At 42.4% G+C, this 19,892-nt stretch carries 13 protein-coding genes; 4 read left to right on the plus strand and 9 right to left on the minus strand.

The window, feature by feature from the left end; genetic code table 11:
• Positions 1-448 precede the first annotated feature (448 nt).
• The 3 genes from QE417_RS05780 to QE417_RS05790 all read right to left on the minus strand — a co-directional run bounded on the left by QE417_RS05780 (position 449) and on the right by QE417_RS05790 (position 2,208).
• A complete protein-coding gene (locus QE417_RS05780) occupies positions 449-1,321 on the minus strand; it encodes an IS3 family transposase (RefSeq protein WP_311954588.1) in 873 nt (290 codons plus the stop codon).
• A 2-nt stretch (positions 1,322-1,323) separates the two neighbouring features.
• Positions 1,324-1,629 (minus strand): hypothetical protein, encoded by a 306-nt coding sequence (locus QE417_RS05785; RefSeq protein ID WP_311947754.1) that lies wholly within the window; start codon positions 1,627-1,629, stop codon positions 1,324-1,326.
• Between the two features lie 111 nt (positions 1,630-1,740).
• The gene (locus QE417_RS05790) at positions 1,741-2,208 is read right to left on the minus strand and encodes a very short patch repair endonuclease (protein ID WP_311948240.1); all 468 of its coding nucleotides are present in this window, start codon (positions 2,206-2,208) and stop codon (positions 1,741-1,743) included.
• A gap of 97 nt (positions 2,209-2,305) precedes the next feature.
• Between QE417_RS05790 and dcm the strand changes: the two genes are divergently transcribed.
• Positions 2,306-3,556 (plus strand): DNA (cytosine-5-)-methyltransferase, encoded by a 1,251-nt coding sequence (gene dcm / locus QE417_RS05795; RefSeq protein ID WP_311948242.1) that lies wholly within the window; start codon positions 2,306-2,308, stop codon positions 3,554-3,556.
• Between the two features lie 2 nt (positions 3,557-3,558).
• Here dcm and QE417_RS05800 read toward each other — a convergent pair whose 3' ends face one another.
• Positions 3,559-4,323: an Eco47II family restriction endonuclease gene (locus tag QE417_RS05800; RefSeq protein WP_311948244.1), complete on the minus strand. Its 765-nt coding sequence runs from the start codon at positions 4,321-4,323 to the stop codon at positions 3,559-3,561.
• 362 nt (positions 4,324-4,685) lie between these two features.
• Between QE417_RS05800 and QE417_RS05805 the strand changes: the two genes are divergently transcribed.
• Together QE417_RS05805 and QE417_RS05810 are read left to right on the plus strand one after the other, a co-directional pair.
• Positions 4,686-7,049 carry a glycoside hydrolase family 127 protein gene (locus tag QE417_RS05805; protein WP_311948246.1) on the plus strand — a complete coding sequence of 788 codons (2,364 nt, stop codon included), beginning with the start codon at positions 4,686-4,688 and terminating at the stop codon, positions 7,047-7,049.
• Between the two features lie 99 nt (positions 7,050-7,148).
• Positions 7,149-8,126 carry a hypothetical protein gene (locus QE417_RS05810; RefSeq protein WP_311948247.1) on the plus strand — a complete coding sequence of 326 codons (978 nt, stop codon included), beginning with the start codon at positions 7,149-7,151 and terminating at the stop codon, positions 8,124-8,126.
• 94 nt (positions 8,127-8,220) lie between these two features.
• Here QE417_RS05810 and QE417_RS05815 read toward each other — a convergent pair whose 3' ends face one another.
• The 5 genes from QE417_RS05815 to QE417_RS05835 form a co-directional block, all read right to left on the minus strand.
• A complete protein-coding gene (locus QE417_RS05815; RefSeq protein ID WP_311948249.1) occupies positions 8,221-8,616 on the minus strand; it encodes a (R)-mandelonitrile lyase in 396 nt (131 codons plus the stop codon).
• 531 nt (positions 8,617-9,147) lie between these two features.
• Positions 9,148-10,551, minus strand: coding sequence for a glycoside hydrolase family 30 protein (locus tag QE417_RS05820; protein WP_311948251.1), 1,404 nt, complete (start codon positions 10,549-10,551; stop codon positions 9,148-9,150).
• 9 nt (positions 10,552-10,560) lie between these two features.
• Positions 10,561-12,021: a glycoside hydrolase family 30 protein gene (locus QE417_RS05825; protein WP_311948253.1), complete on the minus strand. Its 1,461-nt coding sequence runs from the start codon at positions 12,019-12,021 to the stop codon at positions 10,561-10,563.
• Positions 12,022-12,125: 104 nt separating this feature from the next.
• Positions 12,126-14,003 carry a RagB/SusD family nutrient uptake outer membrane protein gene (locus QE417_RS05830; RefSeq protein WP_311948256.1) on the minus strand — a complete coding sequence of 626 codons (1,878 nt, stop codon included), beginning with the start codon at positions 14,001-14,003 and terminating at the stop codon, positions 12,126-12,128.
• A 23-nt stretch (positions 14,004-14,026) separates the two neighbouring features.
• Positions 14,027-17,179 carry a SusC/RagA family TonB-linked outer membrane protein gene (locus tag QE417_RS05835; protein WP_311948258.1) on the minus strand — a complete coding sequence of 1,051 codons (3,153 nt, stop codon included), beginning with the start codon at positions 17,177-17,179 and terminating at the stop codon, positions 14,027-14,029.
• Positions 17,180-17,859: 680 nt separating this feature from the next.
• Between QE417_RS05835 and QE417_RS05840 the strand changes: the two genes are divergently transcribed.
• A complete protein-coding gene (locus QE417_RS05840; protein ID WP_311948259.1) occupies positions 17,860-19,812 on the plus strand; it encodes a 7TM diverse intracellular signaling domain-containing protein in 1,953 nt (650 codons plus the stop codon).
• The last annotated feature ends 80 nt before the right edge of the window (positions 19,813-19,892 follow it).

Consider the following 19,892-nt stretch of genomic DNA (forward strand, 5'->3'; position numbering starts at 1 on the left):
CCAGGCTCAGGTAATAACCCATAAATTTACATGCGTTGATTGGGTTGTACGATGCACTTAATTCCCTCCCCCGGGAGGGTTAGGGAGGGGTTTATACAATTTGCTTAACTCATAAACCCCTGCCCGCACTACACTTTCCTTCACGCCCCTGCCCAGGGAGGGCGTATGTACAATGGTAGGCTTTTACGCTCGCCGACCGCTCCAAAAGCCTCGCTCCCCCTGCCCGCTATTTGCACCTGAAAACCTTGAAATCACCCCGTGGTTTCCCGTTTTTGCCGGTTTTTTGCGGGGTGTTTAATTTAGTGTTTCATAGAAATATATTTAACACCTTGAACGCTGTTGAACGGGTTGAACACCTTGAACACTGACCCGTCCTGAAAAAAGTTTACACTTTGTGTGGTTAATACTGTTATTGATTTACACTTTAAAGGTACGTACTAAAATAAGTTTACACAACATCCGCATACTGTTGCTTTACCGGGTAGTAATTCTGCCACCTTCGTTTGATCGGCCCTGTCAGCCTGTGGGCTTGTTCAGGTGTCATCATATCCAGGCTACTGTGCGGGCGCAGGGTATTATAGATAATAACAGCCTGCCTGATGCTTTGCCTGGCACTGCTGATATCTGCGTATCTTTCCTGCAATAGTTCCATCTTGAGGATCCCGTTAACCCGTTCTGCAATGGCATTGTCGCGCGGGTTACCACTTTGCGTCATGCTGATAGAGATCCCATTTTGCTTTAATAACTCCGTATATGCCCCGCTGCAGTATTGTATGCCCCGGTCCGAATGATGCACCAGGGGATGGTTTCCTTCCCGTTGCTTCAGTGCCATCTTTAAAGCCTGCAGGCAATTGTCCGTAGAAAGGTCATGGCTCATTGAAAAGCCAATGACCTTTCGGCTGTAAGCATCTGTTACCAGGCTCAGATAGGCAAAGCCTTCCCCCATGCGGATATAGGTAATATCGCTCACCCAAAGCTGGCCCGGACGGTCTATAACCATCTCTTTTACCAGGTCCGGGTACTTCCTGAAGCGGTGGTAGGAAAACGTGGTGCGTGCATGACGGCGCTTCTGCCGCACCAGCAGCCCGCTTTCCCGTAACAACACAAAGAATGCATCACGGCCTATAGCCGGCTGCAGCAGTGAAAACAGCTTCCTCGTCCCTATACGGGGTTGCTCCCTGCGGTAAGCCAGTACCTGCTGGACGAGCTCTTCCTGGCCGAAGCTCCGACGTTCCGTTGCTTTTAAATACTGATAATAAGCTTGTGTGCTGTAACCAAGCAGTCCGCACAGTTCACGCAAGCCACGTGAATGTGCCGTTATACTTACTCCGACCGCCTGATGCCAGACTTTTTTCTGATGTTAGTGCCCAGCTCCTGATCTGCTATATCGATGATATTGTTCAACAGTTCGTTCCTTAAACGCTCCTTGCGCAGCAGCTCTCTGAGCTGTGCTACATCATCAGGCATGGACGTGTCCTGCTCTTCCTGGGTTTTTTTAATGGGGTGCTCTTTTTTCACAATTCGATGGATAGTAGCCGCAGAGGTACTATACTTTTTGGCTAAGCTACGAAAACTTAGCCCGTGCGTGATCCGGTCATGAAGGATCTTCGCTATCTGGCTCTTGTTCATGGTTACACTTTCTGTTTTTATTGTGTAAACCTTAGCCAGGACAAGTCACACTGACAGGATTGTGCGGGTAGTTATGAGTTAAGAAGTATATTTTTGAGTTTGGAATTCCAATCACACTCCTTCCATTTTTTCAGAGACAACTTTAACACACCCCAATACATCCTTCTTTATTTGCTTCTCCCAAAATCTTATAACTGTATACCCCATTAATTTAAGTTTAAGATTATTTGCTTCATCTCTTTGCATATTACGCTCAATTTTCGCAATCCAAAACTCTCTGTTGGACTTGATTTTCGCCCGCTTTTTATCCCATTCGTATCCGTGCCAGAACTCGCCATCTATAAAAACAATTATTTTATACTTGTTGATTACGATGTCTGGATTACCAGGAAGTGCTTTATTATGAAGTCTAAAGCGTATACCGGATGCCCAAAGTGCTTTTCTAAAGAGAATTTCTGGCCGTGTATTTTTAGACTTTATTTTAGACATTAAAATACTCCGAGATTTGGTAGTATAAAATCCGTTCACCTCATTAAAACGAGGAACCTTGATTATTTCTTTATCCTCGTAATTAACCATTATTAAAATTGTGGAAAACTAATTTTATTAGCATAGCAAAAACAATTTTACTTATAATATATTTGTAACCATGTGTAAGGTTGTTTAACATGGTTATATGAAAAAAGTTTATACAATTTCAGAAGCAGCAGATATTCTTGGTAAAAGTAAGGAAACACTTAGAAGATGGGATAAAAGCGGCAAACTATGCGCTGTAAGAGAACCCATGAGTAATTATAGAGTTTACAAAAAGGAGCAACTAATGATTTTTGACGAATTTGAGCAATCGTACAAAAGAGAAGTAAAAGAAATACAACCAACTGATAATTACACAGTTCTTGAACTATTTGCTGGAGCAGGCGGCCTTGCAATCGGGCTTGAACAAGCAGGATTAAAATGTGTCGCCTTAAACGAACTTGACCATTGGGCTGCAGAAACACTAAGAGTTAACAGGCCTAATTGGAATGTTATTGAAGGAGATATAAGGAACCTGTCATTCTCTCATTTACGTAATAAAGTTGATGTTGTAACAGGCGGTTTCCCTTGCCAGGCATTTAGTTATGCTGGAAAAAAATTAGGGCTACAAGATGCAAGGGGAACATTATTTTATGAATTTGCACGTGTAGTACAAGAAACCTCCCCCGCAATATGTATAGGTGAGAACGTAAGAGGCCTCTTGAACCATGATAGTGGCCGTACCTTAAAAGGGATGATATCAATTCTAGATGAAATTGGGTATCGGGTTTTAGAACCAAAAATCCTGAAAGCCATATATTATAATGTACCACAAAAGAGGGAAAGACTTATTTTAGTTGGTGTAAGAAAAGATATCACTGTTGATTTTGAATATCCGCAGAGTAACAATAAGATATACACTTTAAAAGATGCCTTAAAAAAAGGGGAACTTTTTAATTGCGATGTCCCTGATTCCGCTGGAAGTAAATATCCAATTAGTAAACAAAACATTTTGGACTTAGTACCAGCAGGGGGCTATTGGAGAGACTTACCATTAGAGCTTCAAAAAAAGTATATGCAAAAAAGCTTCTATTTAGGAGGAGGGAAAACAGGTATTGCAAGACGTATAAGCTGGGATGAACCTTGCTTAACTCTTACTTGTAGTCCCGCTCAAAAACAAACTGAGAGGTGTCATCCTGAGGAAACAAGGCCTTTTACAGTACGAGAGTATGCCCGGATTCAAACATTCCCAGATGATTGGAGATTTACCGGGGCTGTAAATCAACAATATAAACAAATTGGAAATGCAGTACCAGTTAATTTAGCAAAAGCGATAGGAATATCCATAGTAAATTTTCTTAATGAGAAAAAAATGTCAGACACTCACACCCATGCTGAAGTTATGCAGGCATAGCATTACAATTTATCCACCCCTAAATAATATGTAAAATTTTCAAACGTGATTTGGTCAAGGATTGAACGCTGTGATTTATCTGCACGACTTTTTATTTCAGATAATGCAGAATGTTCAATCACTTTGTCTTGTTTTTCAATTGTAGATAAATAGTCTTTTATTGCAAAGGGTAAAGCTTTATATAATTGTATCAAAGCATCATCTTCACCTGATAGCATATTATAAAACTGGTCTCCTGAAATCATAAATACACGGGTATGATTATACTCCCTACCATTAATATTACCCGACCAATTTTTGTTAAAACTTCCTTTGGCTAAAACTTGCACCCAGTAACATTTTGCTTTTTTGTAAGTATCGGCATACTTTGCAAGCTTTTGATATAAGCTTTCAGCAGCGCTACTATTCATCGTATTATGCTTGTTTTTAATATCGGCAAACAACGAATTGTCAACAGCCTTTATGTCAAATCCACTCAGTTTTCCAACCTCATAACCATTTATTCCTCCCAGAATTTGTTCATGAAAAGTACCAATCGAATTATTTATAGATTTATCAATTTGTCTTAATATCTCGGTATCAACTAAATCATCTTGGTCAATTTCATTAAAATTACTATCAAATGTTAGTTTAATTGTATCTACTTTATTTGCATAAAACCTTCCACTACTTATACTGTTTTTAGCCTTAATATAAGATTGGTGAAGACCTGAAATACATTTTAACAAATGTTCATCTGATATATAATTGAGATACTTATTTTTCATGAGAATATGACAATATAAAACACAAAGTAAATAGTTAAATTTATTAAACAAACATTTTTGATATTTTCCTTTACTTCAACTAAGCTTTTGAAAATCCTTTCTTCCCAACATAATCCTATATAATAATAAGCACCGGACGGAATTACACATGCCAGTAACACCTTCCAAAGGTGGTTTTAATTTCCAGACTTGCTTACTCCTATTGAAGATGAAACGAATGAACAGAGGCATGAGTTAAATAAATGCAGCCTTTTACCCCATCCCCCGCCCCTATTATTTTCACAATCGGTTGCAAATATCGTGCAGGTTGCTTACAATTGTATAATTGACATTTATAAACCGTCTTCTATTTCTTGTTACCCATGTTTACTAAAAATTGGATTTGTGCGTTGTCGTTTGTGGCTTGCCATGCGCCTGGTTTTGCGCAGGTGAAAAGTACGGCTGTTTTGGAATCGTTTCCGTTATCGTCGGTACGGTTGCTATCCAGTCCGTTTAAGGAGGCGCAACAAACCGATATGAAGTACATGCTGTCGCTCAACCCCGACCGTTTGCTGGCACCATACCTGCGCGAAGCCGGGTTGAAGCCCAAAGCAGAAAGCTACGGCAACTGGGAAAACACGGGTTTAGATGGTCATATTGGCGGGCATTACGTGTCGGCCCTATCGCTTATGTATGCTTCTACCGGCAATGCCGAAGTTAAGCAACGGCTCGATTACATGATTGCCGAACTTAAACGCTGCCAGGATGCCAACGGCAATGGTTATGTGGGAGGCATACCAGGCGGCAAAGCCATGTGGGCTGATATTGAGAAGGGCAAAATAGATGCATCGACCTTTGGCATGAACGGCAAATGGGTTCCGTTGTACAACATTCATAAACTGTTTGCAGGTTTATACGATGCCTATGCCGTAGCCGGTAACGCCGACGCCAAAACCATGCTCATTAAACTTACCGACTGGTTTGAGGGCATTACCCATAACCTAACCAACGAGCAGGCGCAGCAAATGATGCGCAGCGAACATGGCGGCCTGAACGAAGTATTTGCCAATGTGTACAGCATCACCGGTAATCAAAAATATTTAGACCTGGCCCGCAAGTTTTCGCACCAGGCCATACTCAACCCGCTTTTGCAGGATCAGGATAAATTAACCGGCATACACGCCAATACACAAATACCTAAGGTAATTGGTTTTGAACGTATTGCGCAGCTAAGTAATGATACCCAATGGGACAACGCCGCCAACTACTTTTGGAACAACGTGGTTAGCAAACGCACCATTGCCTTTGGGGGCAACAGCGTAAGGGAGCATTTTAACGCTACGGATAATTTTATGCCCATGCTCGAATCGCGCGAGGGGCCCGAAACCTGTAACTCTTACAATATGCTTAAGCTGAGTAAGGAACTGTTTTTAAATCATGCCGAGGGCAAGTATATTGATTATTATGAGCGTACGTTGTACAACCATATCCTGTCATCGCAGCGGCCAGAGGGTGGTTTTGTGTACTTTACACCTATCCGGCCGGGGCATTACCGCGCTTACTCGCAGCCGCAGGAAGGCTTTTGGTGCTGCGTGGGTTCGGGGCTGGAAAACCATGGCAAGTATGGCGAACTCATTTATGCGCATAACAATAACGACCTGTTTGTAAACCTGTTCATCGCATCATCGCTCAACTGGAAACAAAAGCAACTGACCTTAACGCAGGAGACCGCTTTCCCATATACCGAAACCTCGAAGCTTACACTTAAATTGGCTAAAGCCAGTAATTTTGCGCTGCATTTCCGCTATCCGGCGTGGGTTGAAAAAGGCAAAATGCGCATTACCGTTAATGGCAAACCGCAAATTATCAAAACCGATGCTGAGGGCTACGCGGGTATTGAACGCACCTGGAAAACCGGCGATGCGGTAACCGTTACACTGCCTATGCACACCAGCGCCGAGTTTTTGCCCGATGGCTCAAACTGGGTTGCCTTTTTACACGGACCAATTGTGCTGGCTGCCGATTTGGGTAAAAAAGACTTAATTGGCCAAACGGCCGATGGTAGTCGCATGGGGCACATAGCGGCTGGTCCGCTGATGCCATTGGACGAAGCCCCGATGGTAGTGGCTGCCAACAAAGACTTACAAAACGAAATTGAACCCGGCAAAGCGCCCATGAATTATTCGGCCGCCAAACTCATTTACCGGGACAAGTATAAGTACCTTAAACTGGTGCCATTTTACACCCTGCAAGACACCCGCTACATTATGTACTGGCCCTACACCAGTACCGAAAAGCTGCCCGCCGTGCTGGCAACCCTAAAAGAAAAAGAGGCCGCCAAACAAGCTTTAGATGCCCAAACCATTGACCTCGTAAATACCGGCGAACAGCAACCCGAAAACGACCACAACTTTAAAGGCGAAAACACCGACAACGGCCTCTTTGCCGAACGCCATTTCCGCAACGCCAAGGGCTGGTTTAGCTACGTACTTAAAAATCCATCGGCACCGGCCACCAAACTACGCCTCACCTACCACGGCCGCGAACGCAACCGCGAATTTAGTGTGTTAGTAAATGGTGTTCTGTTAAGCCATGTAAAACTGGATGGCTCGGGCGGTGATAAGTTTGTAGATGCAGAGTACCCGCTGCCTGCTGATGCGGCTAAGGCTGCTTCTTTAGAAGTGAAGTTTGTAGCAAGTCAAGGTTCGGCTGTGGGGAATGTTTTTGAGGTGAGGTTGATGAGGTAGAGGGATGATCGATAATAATACCAATAATAGATTATGAACAAAATATTATAAGTGTTGAATTTTAAACTAAAAACACATTACATCAACTTGTAAATACCCATGTTTATTACACGAAAAGACCGAAGAATAGTAGATAATTGTCGTGCAAAAGCGCGTAAAGCAACAAAATTATGCTATTCGCCTGGGTGTAATAAAAATGCGATCATGTCTCATATTCAACAGGCAGAGGGCCCTTTAAGACTAATTGCTAAAGAAGGAAAAGTAATGCAACTAATGCTTAATAATTCTTTTGAGATTAATCCATGGCGTTTTCAAAAGGCAGGTATCAGAGAGGGCGATATATTACGGTTTTGGGGCTTCTGCAAAGAATGTGATTCCAACTTATTTAAGGATGTCGAAACTACAGATGTTGATTATTATGATTATAGAAATTTGTTATTGTTGAGTTATCGCGCGTTATGTAATGAATTATACAAAAAGGAATATAACCTAAAGCAATTTGATAAGATTTTAAAATCTACAGAAATTTCTTCGGCGTGCAGAGAGCAGTTTGAATATAAAAAATTATTAACACGTGTTGGAATACACCATACTCATCAAGAAAAAAAACTTATCGAAGAGAATTTAATTAACTTTAACGATAAACATTATGATTTTTTAATCTTTAAAATTGGAGAAATCAATATTTGTGGATCAATATATTTTTCGCTTCCTGAAGCCTTTAATTTGCAACGCGCCTTGGCTGATTTAACAAATTGCCAGCGCCGAGAAGGCTCATATTTTGTACAATTAATACCAACAAAAGAAACAACATTCTTTATAATTGGCCGTAGAAAACAGATGACACATGGATATTATAATTTTTCAACTCTGGCTATTGCGAATGAAGCTTATATATTCGAAGTAATCAATGAAATATTACTCAAATTTTCGGAATCTTGGTGTATGTCTATTGAGTATTACGATCAACTTCAAAATAAAGGAATAATTCAACTTATTTTATCTACAATGAAACAATATTCGCGGCCTGAAATGAAACTTGAAGCAATGACATTCAATATGTTTAATTACAAATAATCACAAACTTTTCTCGCTAACTTTAAGTTTTGGCAATTATTTAAATACTTGCAGATTCTAACTAATTGTGCTCGTTATAAACGAGCACAATTCATCAGCCCAAATAATCTTCATCACTCACCTGCTCTAACCAATCAACCGGCGAACCGTTTAATTTTTCTTGTATAGCAATGTGGCTCATGGCGTTGGTGGCGGTTGCACCGTGCCAGTGCTTTTCGTTGGGTTCAAAGTAAATCACATCACCTGCATGTATTTCCTGGCGTTCGTCTCCTTCACGCTGTACCCAGCCGGTGCCGGAGGTTACAATTAAGGTTTGACCAAGCGGATGGGTGTGCCATGCAGTACGCGCGCCGGGCTCGAAGGTAACTTGAGCCATAGCCACGCGTGCCGGGTCGGGCGGATTGAACAATGGATCGATGCGGACTGAACCGGTAAAATAGTCTTCGGGTCCTTTTGCTGATGGCTGCGAGCCGGTACGGATAATTTGCATAGAGTATTTTTTTCGAAATATAGTGTTAATTGTAAATATCAGTATAGCATCGCTTGTAATCACATCGTAGAGAAAATTCCTTTATCATTGAAATGAAAACAAGGAGGATGTGGTAAAGCAATACACTAACATTACCTTTTTTCGCGGCATCAGGAATGTTGCGGTAAACACAACCGGAAGTTAAACCACAACCTGTAGTAGCAACAGGACGTAGCCGCAAGTTTCTTCTTTGGTTCATTTCTTCTTTGTGTAAAGAAGAAAGAACATCCACAGGCGGGTGTAAAACCATTTTACCTGTGCTAACAAGGTTCTGTATTGAATCAATGCACAAACCCAATTTCAGAAGATAATCACCCCCTCCTCCCTTACTACTAATGAATATATCACTTCGAAAAGATTTCTCTCTATCGTTCGAAATGACAACATTGTTATAAAAACTGCTATACAAAAAACGCGGAGCTTCTTTCGAAAACTCCGCGTAACAGAATAGAAGAATGGATTTACAAAAAGCGGAAAGTCAGGTTTGTAAAATCAATTTAAAACGTAAGTGGCCACCGAACCTGCATTTAACGAGGCAGCAGCAATACGGCCATTAAAGGCCACGTTAAAGTTTTTTGCAGCTTCGCCGGTGTTCATTACAATCAGCACCATTTTTCCTTCCGGCGTTTTAAAGGCAACGTTAGGCAAACCACTCAATAGGTTTGATGCAATACGCACCGAACCGGGCCTTACAAACTTTGCAGCGTGGGCTGCCACATAATAAGCCGGGTTGCGGGTAATCTTGTCGCCATCAATGGTTATGCCGCCCATGCAGCGGTCGCAGCCGCCACGGTCGGTATGGGGGTTGCTGGCAGGATCTGCAGCCAGGTTCCACTCAATTACGGTGCGGCTCCAGTTGCGGGTTGCGCCTATGGTGAGTTTGGTAATGTGTTCTTTTACATCGCGCTTAAAGTTGGCCGGGGCACCCATCCATTGTTCGGTGAAGTAAACGTTGCGATCGGGATGGGCATTGTGTACCTCGCTCATGGCTTCAATTTTGCCACCATACAGGTGAAACGCCGAGCCATCAATGTACTTTTTGGCTTCGGCATCGTTCAGGATAGATATAGGGTATTCGGGTTTGTCGCAATTATGATCGTAGATAATAATTTTGGTTTTGATGCCATGCTTTTTAAAAGTAGGGCCTAAGTTTTGGCTTACAAATTTAGCCTGATCGGGTGCCAGCATCAGCATGCTGGGGTTATTGCCGGGGTGCAGGGGTTCGTTTTGTACGGTAATGGCATCAATGGCAATGCCCTCCTTCTTCATCGTTTGAATGTACTTGGCCAGATAGCGGGCATATACCTCAAAGTATTCGGGTTTGAGGCTACCGCCACGGGTATCGCCGTTATCCTTCATCCACACCGGGGCCGACCATGGCGAACCCAATATTTTAATCTTTGGATTTACTGCCAGTATTTCTTTTAATACGGGTACTGCATCCTTTTTGTCCTGCGCTAAATCAAACTTAGCCAGGCTCATATCGGTTTCGCCTTTGGGCAAATCATCGTATGAAAATACAAATTCGTTTAAGTCCGACGCGCCGATGCTCACCCGCAGGTAACTGATGCCGATATTATTGCCATCAGTAGCAAACAGTTCCTTGATTAATGCCTTACGTGCCGGTGCCGACATACGCATCATCAACTGGGCACTGCCTCCGGTTAGGGTGAATCCAAACCCATCAATAGTTTGATAGGGTTGACGGGGGTTGACGGTGATTGTGGAATCGGCATTACGCCCCTGCCCAAAAACCAACCCTTTAGCCTGTTTTTGAAACAAGGCAGATTGATCGGCATTGGTAAGCCATATCTCCCCTGCTTGCTTTTGTTGTAATGTAAGTGCCGTTGCCGAAATGAGTATTACCCCGGCTGCTAAAATGTATTTAAGTTTCATAAGCTGCTTTTAGTCGATTACAAGGGTGGCAATGGAGTGAGGCAAGCTTGTTAGTGCGGCAGCCTTACCTTTTATCCAAACACTGTATTTTATTTCGGCATCATTGGGGTTCATTACCACTACGGCAATTTTACCATCGGGGTTTTGGTAGGCGGTGGTTAGCAGCTTATCGCGGCTCGATGAGCTGACGATGCGCTTGGCACCCGGTTTTATGTATTTGCTAAAATGGCCTATATAATAATACTCGCTGGTGTAGTGCAGGCTGCCATCGCGCGTATCGGCGTGGATGGGTGCGAAGCAAAAATTACCCACGTGGTTTGGGCCACCCTTTTCGTCAAGGAGTACGTTCCAGTCGGTCCAGGCTACGGTGCCCGCGTTAAAATCATTGATCATGGAGGTGCCGTAACGTTCACCTAACGACCAGTCATCTAACCGGTTAAAGTCAAATTTTTCTATACAGCCTTCGGTAAATACCAAATTAAAATTAGGAAAAGCCTCGTGCACGCGGCGTGTACTTTCAAACTGCATACCGCCGCCTGTCCAGGTTTCATACCAATGAAAACCTATGCCCCAAACATATTTGGCAGCTTCGGGATCTTCTAACACCGTGCTGGCACGTTGGTATAATAAATCGCGGTTATGATCCCATATAATGAGTTTTTTACTTCCTAAGCCTTCTTTTTTTAAGGTTGGGCCAAGGTATTGCCTTACAAAGTCGCGCTCTTCATCAGCAGTAAAAATGCACGATTCCCATTTTTGCTTAGCCATAGGTTCGTTTTGCACGCTGAGCCCCCAAATGGGGATACCCTCTTTTTCATAGCTTTTAATAAACTTCGTATAAAAAGTTGCCCAGTTTTGGCGGTATTCCGGCTTTAACTTTCCGCCGTGCAGCATGTCGTTATTATCCTTCATCCAGGCCGGCGGGCTCCATGGACTAACAAATAGATTAAACTTGCCTCCTGCTGCCTGCTGAGCCTGTTTAATAAAGGGTATGCGGTATTGCTTATCATGACTAATGTCAAAAGTTTTGAGCGCCGCATCACCCTCCTTCACATAACTGTAAGTCTCACTGCTAAAATCGCAGCTTTGTATATGGGTGCGGGCAAAGGTGTAGCCTATCCCCTTTTCCTTATCATAATATGCGGTTAAAAACTCCTTTTGCTTAGCTGGGGATAGCTTGGCAAAGGTTTCGGCTGCGGCATCGGTTAATGCCCCGCCTATGCCTACCATGGTTTGGAAGGTTTTAGCCGGATCGACAAATAGGGCTACCTCCGTTTCAACAGGCTGCGGCTTGGCAACCATAGTGAGCGTTTGCGTTGATTTTAAACGCAACCCGGTGCCTTTGGCCGTGGTGTAAACCGTTACATGGCTCCCAATTTTTGAAGCCGTTTTTTTAATAGCTGTTTTGGTTTGGGCAGTAGCCGCCGATACTAAACCTAAAATAAGCGGCAGTGTAAGATATTTATTCATAGAAAGTATTAAAGTGTTTGCACAACTGTAAGCGCAAAAAGAAAGCGTATGCAGCTTATGATGCCGCATACGCTTTAAGATGTTATTGTGATAACATTTAGGAGTTATTGTATTTTGTCCAGAGCCGGCACATTAAGCTCGGCACCCGAGTAACCTTTATTTTGGTTGATACGACCTTTAATGTTCAAATCAATTTCGCGTTGTGGTATTGGCCATAATACGTGGTACGGCGAAATAACGTAACGGTTGTTAGAGTTGGTAATAACGGCCGGATTTTTATAAAAATCGTTTTTCTCCATTACCCTGTCGTACAAAAAGTTATTGGTTGAAAAATTGGCTACGTTATACGTTTTGCCATTGTAAGCAGGCAAGCCGGTTTGAGCAAAAATGTAAGCCATACGGGTGATCTCCGTTTTACGAGGCTCCTCCCAATACAGTTCGCGTTGACGCTCATCCAAAATGGTTCCGATGTTTACGGCACTTGGATCGGTTAATAATTGTGCTTGTGCACGGCCCCTTACCTGGTTTAAATCGGCCATGGCCAGTGCGGTCTGTCCTTTCCAAACGTATGCTTCGGCACGTAACAGGTAGGTTTCGGCTAATCGGAACACATACCAGTCGGTATTGGTACCACGCGGCGGGCTCCAGTATTTATCGGCAGCAAACTGGCTCGAACCAATGAACACTTTGTAATGCGGCCAGCTAAACCATGCACGTATGGTATCGCGCGGACCATTGTTAAACCTGGAAGCCACATTATCTGCAGTGTACTGCTCCAGCTTTTTGCCATACCAGGTTGGATCGGCATTGTTACCGCTTTTTAAACCCGGGTTATTGTAAACCAAATCCGTCATATTCATCCAGTTGCCTGGTGCATGGCGTAAATCGGTATTATCGGTCCATATGTACTTGGTGGCATAGGGTGTACCGCGCATACGGCCAATACCACGACCATACAGCAATGTTAAAGGAAACTCCGCACTAACGGCATCGCTCATACCCGGTTTACGTAAACCCGGAGTAAGGATGGTACCATTATGCCACATTGGGCAGCAGTTGCGCATAATTTGCGAACCGTTTGGCGTAGCACCTTCAAGCGTTTCGCGGTCGAGCACTACGTATAACGCCTCAGCATTTGCACCCGATGCTTTGTTTTCGGGGCGGTGTAAATCCCAGATCACGTTACGCGATGCATCAGTAGCCACAATTCCAAAACGGTTGGTCATTAAACGGTAAGGACCATTGATAGCTACATTACAGGCGGCGATGGCCTCATCAAATAAACCTAAGGATAAATCAACCTTAGCCAATAAGTGAGCTGCAGCACCCTTTGATACATTACCTTTAGCATTTGCATCGTTAAGGTTAGCAACGGCAAACTCCAGGTCGGTTTTCATTTTTTGTAAAATAACCGTACGCTGGGTAGAAAAATAGCCGTTATTGACCTCCTGTTCTTCTTTTAACACCAGGGGCACATCGCCAAACTCATGCACCAAACGGTAATAACGGTATGCTCGATGAAAGTAAGCGGTGGCCAGTGTTAAGTTCTTTTGCGCAGGTGTAGGCCAAATAATGCCATCAATACGAGATATAATTACATTGGCATCTTTAATACCCGAATACCAGGCATACCAGTAACGGCCAATTTTATTAAAATCATCGCTATCGAGGTTAGCTGTTGGAGTAATACTGGCATTAAGGTTTTGAGCCGGGGTAGTTTTATCGGTTGTGCCATCAACAGCAGCATCGGTAAAAAGAGATTCGGTTAATAACGGGGCCGAATCGCCGAAGAACTCAAAACGCACGCTTGCATTAAGTGCGCTAAGTGCATTTGCAAATGCAACAGGCGATGTTAAGGTAACATCGGGAGTAAATTTAGATGGAGCTTCAGGCACCAGTTCGCTGCGCTTGGTACAACCAGCTGCCACAAATACGGCGGTAACTGCAATACCTGCTATTATATTTTTATTAAACTTTTTCATATATCACAAATTCTTTAATCCGGTTAAAAATTCACGTTAAAGCCAGCAGCCAGAAATCTTGGGGTTGGACCGTCATTTTGCGGGTCCCAAAACTGCCATCCGGTTAACACATATGGATTGGTGGCATTAATAAACACTTTTGCACTTTGTATACCGAAGCGTTTAATAACATCCTGAGGAATTGTATAGCCTAAGGATATATTTTGAATACGTACAAAAGATGCTTTGCGCCATACGTTAACCGAAGTACCCGATTGGCCAGAGCTTAAACGTGCATAATCATTAATTGGATTATCGGGAGTCCAGTAGGGCTGTACGTAAGAGTTCATACGCAGGAAGCCTACACTGCCCGGATTGTTTACCGCTTGGTTGTACTGCCTTAACTGCCCTATGTTAGAGATCAGCATTAACGAAAAATCGAAGTTTTTGAGGAAATTGATATCGTTACGGAGAGACCAGGTAAATTTAGGATTGGTTGAACCCAAAAACTGTTTATCGTTGTTGTCCCAGCGCTGATCGCCGTTTACGTCTTCCAGTTTAAAGTCGCCCGGACGAAGACCAATGTTGTATCTCGTATTAATGGCTGCAATTTCGGCAGCATCACTTTGTTGCCATACACCCAATATTTTGTAATCCCAAACGGCATTAATATCATGGCCTATAAACCAGCCGTTACCAATGTCGTCGTTTTCACGGGTAATGGTATTACCTGCTGCATCTTTGGTTTGGTATTCACCATAAAGATGTTTGATTTTGTTGCGGTTAAGGAAAAACGTTCCGGTTGCACTCCAGTTAAAATCGCGGCTTTTGATGATCTTACCATCCAACGAAACCTCGATACCTTTGTTATTTACCTCACCAATATTGGTAGATACCCTGGAGTTATTGCCACTTCCGCCTACCTGGATGTTGTTACCATTGTTGTAACCCTGTACCCACAATAATTCCTGCCTAACCAGCAAATCATTCGTTCTACGGTTATAAACATCAATACTACCACTTAAGCGATTGTTAAGCACGGTAAAATCCAAACCTATGTTAGTACCTGTAGTGCGCTCCCACTTTAATTGCGGGTTTTGCAAAGTACTTACGTATAGTGCAGTATTGTTAGTTACGTTACCGGCCGCATCTTGTGTTGGATATTTGTTAAGGTTTAACGTTGCCAAAGCCAATGACGGATCGGCAGTACCTGATGGGAAGCGGTTACCGTTAGTACCATAAGTTACACGTAACTTACCGTAATTAAGCCATTTAAAGCTATCGGTTTTCATAAACTTTTCGTCGCTGAACACCCATGCAAAAGCGCCCGAAGGATAATAGCCATAAGGGTGATTAAGACCAAAAACAGAGAAACCATCGCGACGGAAAGTTCCGGTTAAAATATAACGCCCCATAAAGGTGTAGTTTAAGCGGCCCATCAAACCGCTGGCGTTGTAAACACGGTCATCGCTGCTTTCAACAGGCAAGGCGCCTGCGCCAATATTGTGGTAACCTAAAACATCGGTTGGGCTAAACTGGCTGTTATTAGTACGGGTGTACCAGGTGTTATACTTTTCCTTGTTTAACAGCATGGTAACATCAAAATTGTGCTGACCAAAAGTTTTGTTCCAGGTAAGAATGTTATCTAAATTGTAACGGTAACGGTTCTCCATAGCGCGGTAAGCTGTACCACTCAAACCATTAACCGCAATTTCGTTGGGGTTACGGCCCGGACGGAAAAAAAAGTCACGATAAGACTCAATTTGCGGTGAAAAATTGAGATTATACTTTATGCCGAAAGGAAGATCGACCCGGGCAAAAAGATTGGAAAATAAAACGTTCTGTATGTTTGAATTATCATTGTAAACCATGCCCAAAAATGGGTTGCGCTGATTTAAACCACTATCATCGGTTGCTATACGGCGCAAGCTGCCATCCGCATTATACACATCGCCATAAGGAGAAGAGTTAATTATTTGTCCCCAGTCGGCCTCATGACGATCGAGCGCACCAAGCCCCAACGGGTTGCTGTCGGTAGTTAAAGCACTTTCATCGCGGCTTGAGAATTGGCTGTTTGCACCAATTGTTAAAAACTTGGCAGCTTTACCTTCAAGGTTAACCCGTATGCGGCCGTCTTTAAAATAACCACCGTTAATGAGGTTTTGATTTTTAGTGTAGTTACCCGAAATGTAGTATTTAACGCTTTCACTGGCGCCTGATAAACTGGCCGTATAATCCTGGCGAATGCCGTTACGGAAGATCAGTTTAGACCAATCGGTTACCTTACCGTTTTTGTAATTATTGATCTCGTTGTTAAAAAGCCCTAAACGGGTTAACCATACGGTTGTTGGGTCGCCGGTTGATGTACCCATGAACTGAGCCAGTGAAACACCCTCAGGCAGTGCATTAGGGTTACTATAAAAGTAATACGGGTTGTTAGTATTAGCACTCCGGGCTGCATCGGCACGCCAGTTTAAAAAACCCTCGCCTTGATAAAATTTTTGATTTTTTGCTAACTGAGCAATACCCAAGTTAGCGTTTAAGGTAATGCGCGGAGCTCCAGAACGGCCTTTTTTGGTAGTAATAGCAACCACACCACCGGCAGATTGTGCACCGTACACCGCCAATGCACTTGGATCGCGCAGTACATCAATACGGTCAATGTCATTAGGATTAATGTCGGCCAGTTGACCAAAGTAAATTACCCCGTCTAATACAATTAACGGCTGTACGTTTCCGGATAAGCTTGCTTTACCACGCACTTGTAAATCACCTGTACCACCGCCCTTGGCCGATGTATTTAAGGCAACCGATACACCCGGTATATTACCTCTGATGATGTCGGTAACACTGGTTGGATTTTCGTTCTCTAACCTATCGGCCTTTATGCTCGATATGGCTCCGGTAACATCTTTAACCGCACGTGTACCGTAACCAATTACTACAACATCATTAAGGTTATTAGCACTTGGCGCAAGCCTAACATCAATGGTTGGGTTAGCACCCACAGTTATAGTTTGGCTGGTGAAACCTACATATGTAAATGTTAATGTATTTCCCTGCGCAGCGGCAACTGAGTAAACGCCATTTACGTCGGTTTGGGTTGATGCATTGGTTTGGCTAACCTTAACGGTTACACCTGGCAATGGAAGCCCGGTATTATCAAGCACCTTACCCTTAATATTGGTTTGCGCCATGATATATGAGCACATTCCTAAGAGCAAGAAAGTTAACAGAGTAAAAAATTTTTCTCATAAAGTTTTTATTAAAAATTGAAGAAGGTTAGTTTTTGGCAACGCTTTGCGCCGCTCAATAATTAATGGCAAACGGCACAATTAGCCATACGCTGTTAAATAATTCATATGCTTATACATTTTTGGTTTTATTGGTTTGTAATTTATGTTAGCAGCCTGGGAAGCACCAATCACGAGTTACGGTGTCAAAAGTATTGAAATGCTGGTGAATAAAACAAGAGATAAATACATAATTAACTGAAAATAAATACATTACAAACTTTTCAATACGCTTAATGCACATAATGAAAAAACTTATTTGCATTGATTATTAGCACAATAAGAGTATTTAAGTATTTAACGCCATCAAGGGCAATACGGTTAAATAACTAAGAAATATTTTTACACATTTCAGTGTTTTTTCACTTAAATAAAGGAAACACATATTATAGGAAAATTTAAAGCAAAAGCGTCATTCTGACGCTTATATGCATATTTTAGGTTTTTTTTACAATGCGCAATTTTTATTGCTTCAAGCTATTTTTAATACCTATATTTAACATATAAGATATTAATTTGCACCCGAATAATCACTTCCTGTGATTTTGCAACCAATTAAAAACACACTAATACAGCACTGATATATGATTAGACTTTTTACTAATCTTACCTTTATTATATGCATGGTATTGAGCCATATTGCACTGGCTCAAACACCCGTAAACATTAATAACAAAGTTGAGCAACATATTTTTGGACGCAGAGAAATAGAGTTTTTAAAAGACGAAAAAGGTAAACTTACATTTACAGATGTGAAGAAGGCCGATGTGCAAAACCGCTTCAGCATTAACAAAAAATACTATCCTGATCATACACCAGGCATTACATACTGGTACAAAATTAAGGTAAACGTTAATAATGAATTGAACGAGCGCGATGCTATAATTGAGTTTTTTGACCAAACTACGAATCAAATTACTGCCTATCTGCCAACTGGTGAAGGGCAATATGTTACACAATATTCAGGAGCCGATCAGGCCTTTAAAACCCGCCTGTATCAGCATAAAAACTTTGAATTTAGCCTTACACACCTACCTAAAGGTACTTACACCTGTTATTTTAAGGTACGTGCGCGCGATGGTATCAATGTAATAATTGTATATCGTACGGTTACCTACTTTATAAAATACGCCCTAACTGAGTACCTCACTTACGGGTTGTTTTACGGCATCATCCTCATTTTCAGCTTTCATAACCTGCTCATGTTTATGGCCATGAAGCGTCGTGAATACCTATACTATGTGCTCTATATTTTAAGTGTAGGCTTATTTGAAATGTGTACCGATGGCATTGCCTTTCAATACCTGTGGCCTAACGCTCCGGATTGGAACCAATATGCTTATGGGGTTACACTATTTGCCATGAGCATTTTTGCACTTGAGTTTACCAAATCGCTGTTACATGTGCATATGCTACCAAGGCTTAACCGCTTAATTAATGGCGTTATTGCATTAAGAACAGCTTACTTTGTATACTGCCTGCTGTTTAACAAAGGGCTTTTTTACTACAAGTTTGTAGAATTTATACCGCTATCGGTTGCCTTTGGTGCAGGCATCATTATATGGCAAAAAGGTTACAAGCCGGCGCGTTTCTTTGTACTGGGTTACACCTTCCTGTTTTCGGGCTTTGTAATTAAAGCATTATCAGTGTTGGGGTTGGCCGAGTTTATACCCGGCGTGATTACCAATTATGTAAACGGCATTAGCTTTGTACTCGAAATGCTGTTCCTGTCCTTTTCTATTGGCGATCAGGTACGACTACTTCGCCGCGAAAAAGAGGCAGCCCATGAGGCCACCATCCGCCAGATGAATATCAACTTTGAACTCAAAGATTCGCTGAATAAAGAACTTGAGGTAAAGGTAGAAGAACGCACCCGAGAGGTTGTTGAAAAATCAAAAGAGATATTCAGCCAAGCTCATACCATTGAAGAACAGAACAAGGAACTGGTAACCATTAATACCCAATTAGAACAGCAGGCAGCCGAAATTTCGCGCATGAACGTGCTCCTCGAAAAAGACAATACTGAGCTTAAAACCAATATTGAAAAGGTTACCGATGCCCGCGCGCTCTCGAAAGAACTATCATTCGAAGAGTTCAGCCTGCAATATCCCGATCAGGAAAAATGCAACAAGTTTCTCTCCGAAATAAAATGGGAAAAGGGCTATACGTGCATTAAATGCGGTCACGAGGCTTATAAAAACGGGCGTGCCCCGTATAGCCGACGCTGCGGTAAGTGCAATTATGAAGAGTCGGTATTGTATAACACCATATTTCAAAACAACCGTATACCTATAAATAAAGCATTTTATATTGTATACCTGATATACACCACCAAGGGAGCCATATCATCATACCAACTATCAGATAAACTGAGCATACGCCAAAGTACCTGCTGGCAGTATGCCATGCGTATAAAAAAAGTATTAGAAGACCACAAAGGCCGCAGCAAAAAAGAAACCCGACAGGGCTGGAGCAAACTGATCTTAGATAAAGCGCCGCCCGTTCAGAGGTCGGTGGTGGTGAGGATGGAGGATTAATATTTTCTTATTAGCCCACAAAATGTCATTTCGACTTTAGGAGAAATCTTTTCGAGGCGATGAGCTTATCAGTTCGAAAA

This window comes from Mucilaginibacter terrae (genome assembly GCF_031951985.1).
Classification (GTDB): Bacteria; Bacteroidota; Bacteroidia; order Sphingobacteriales; family Sphingobacteriaceae; genus Mucilaginibacter; species Mucilaginibacter terrae_A.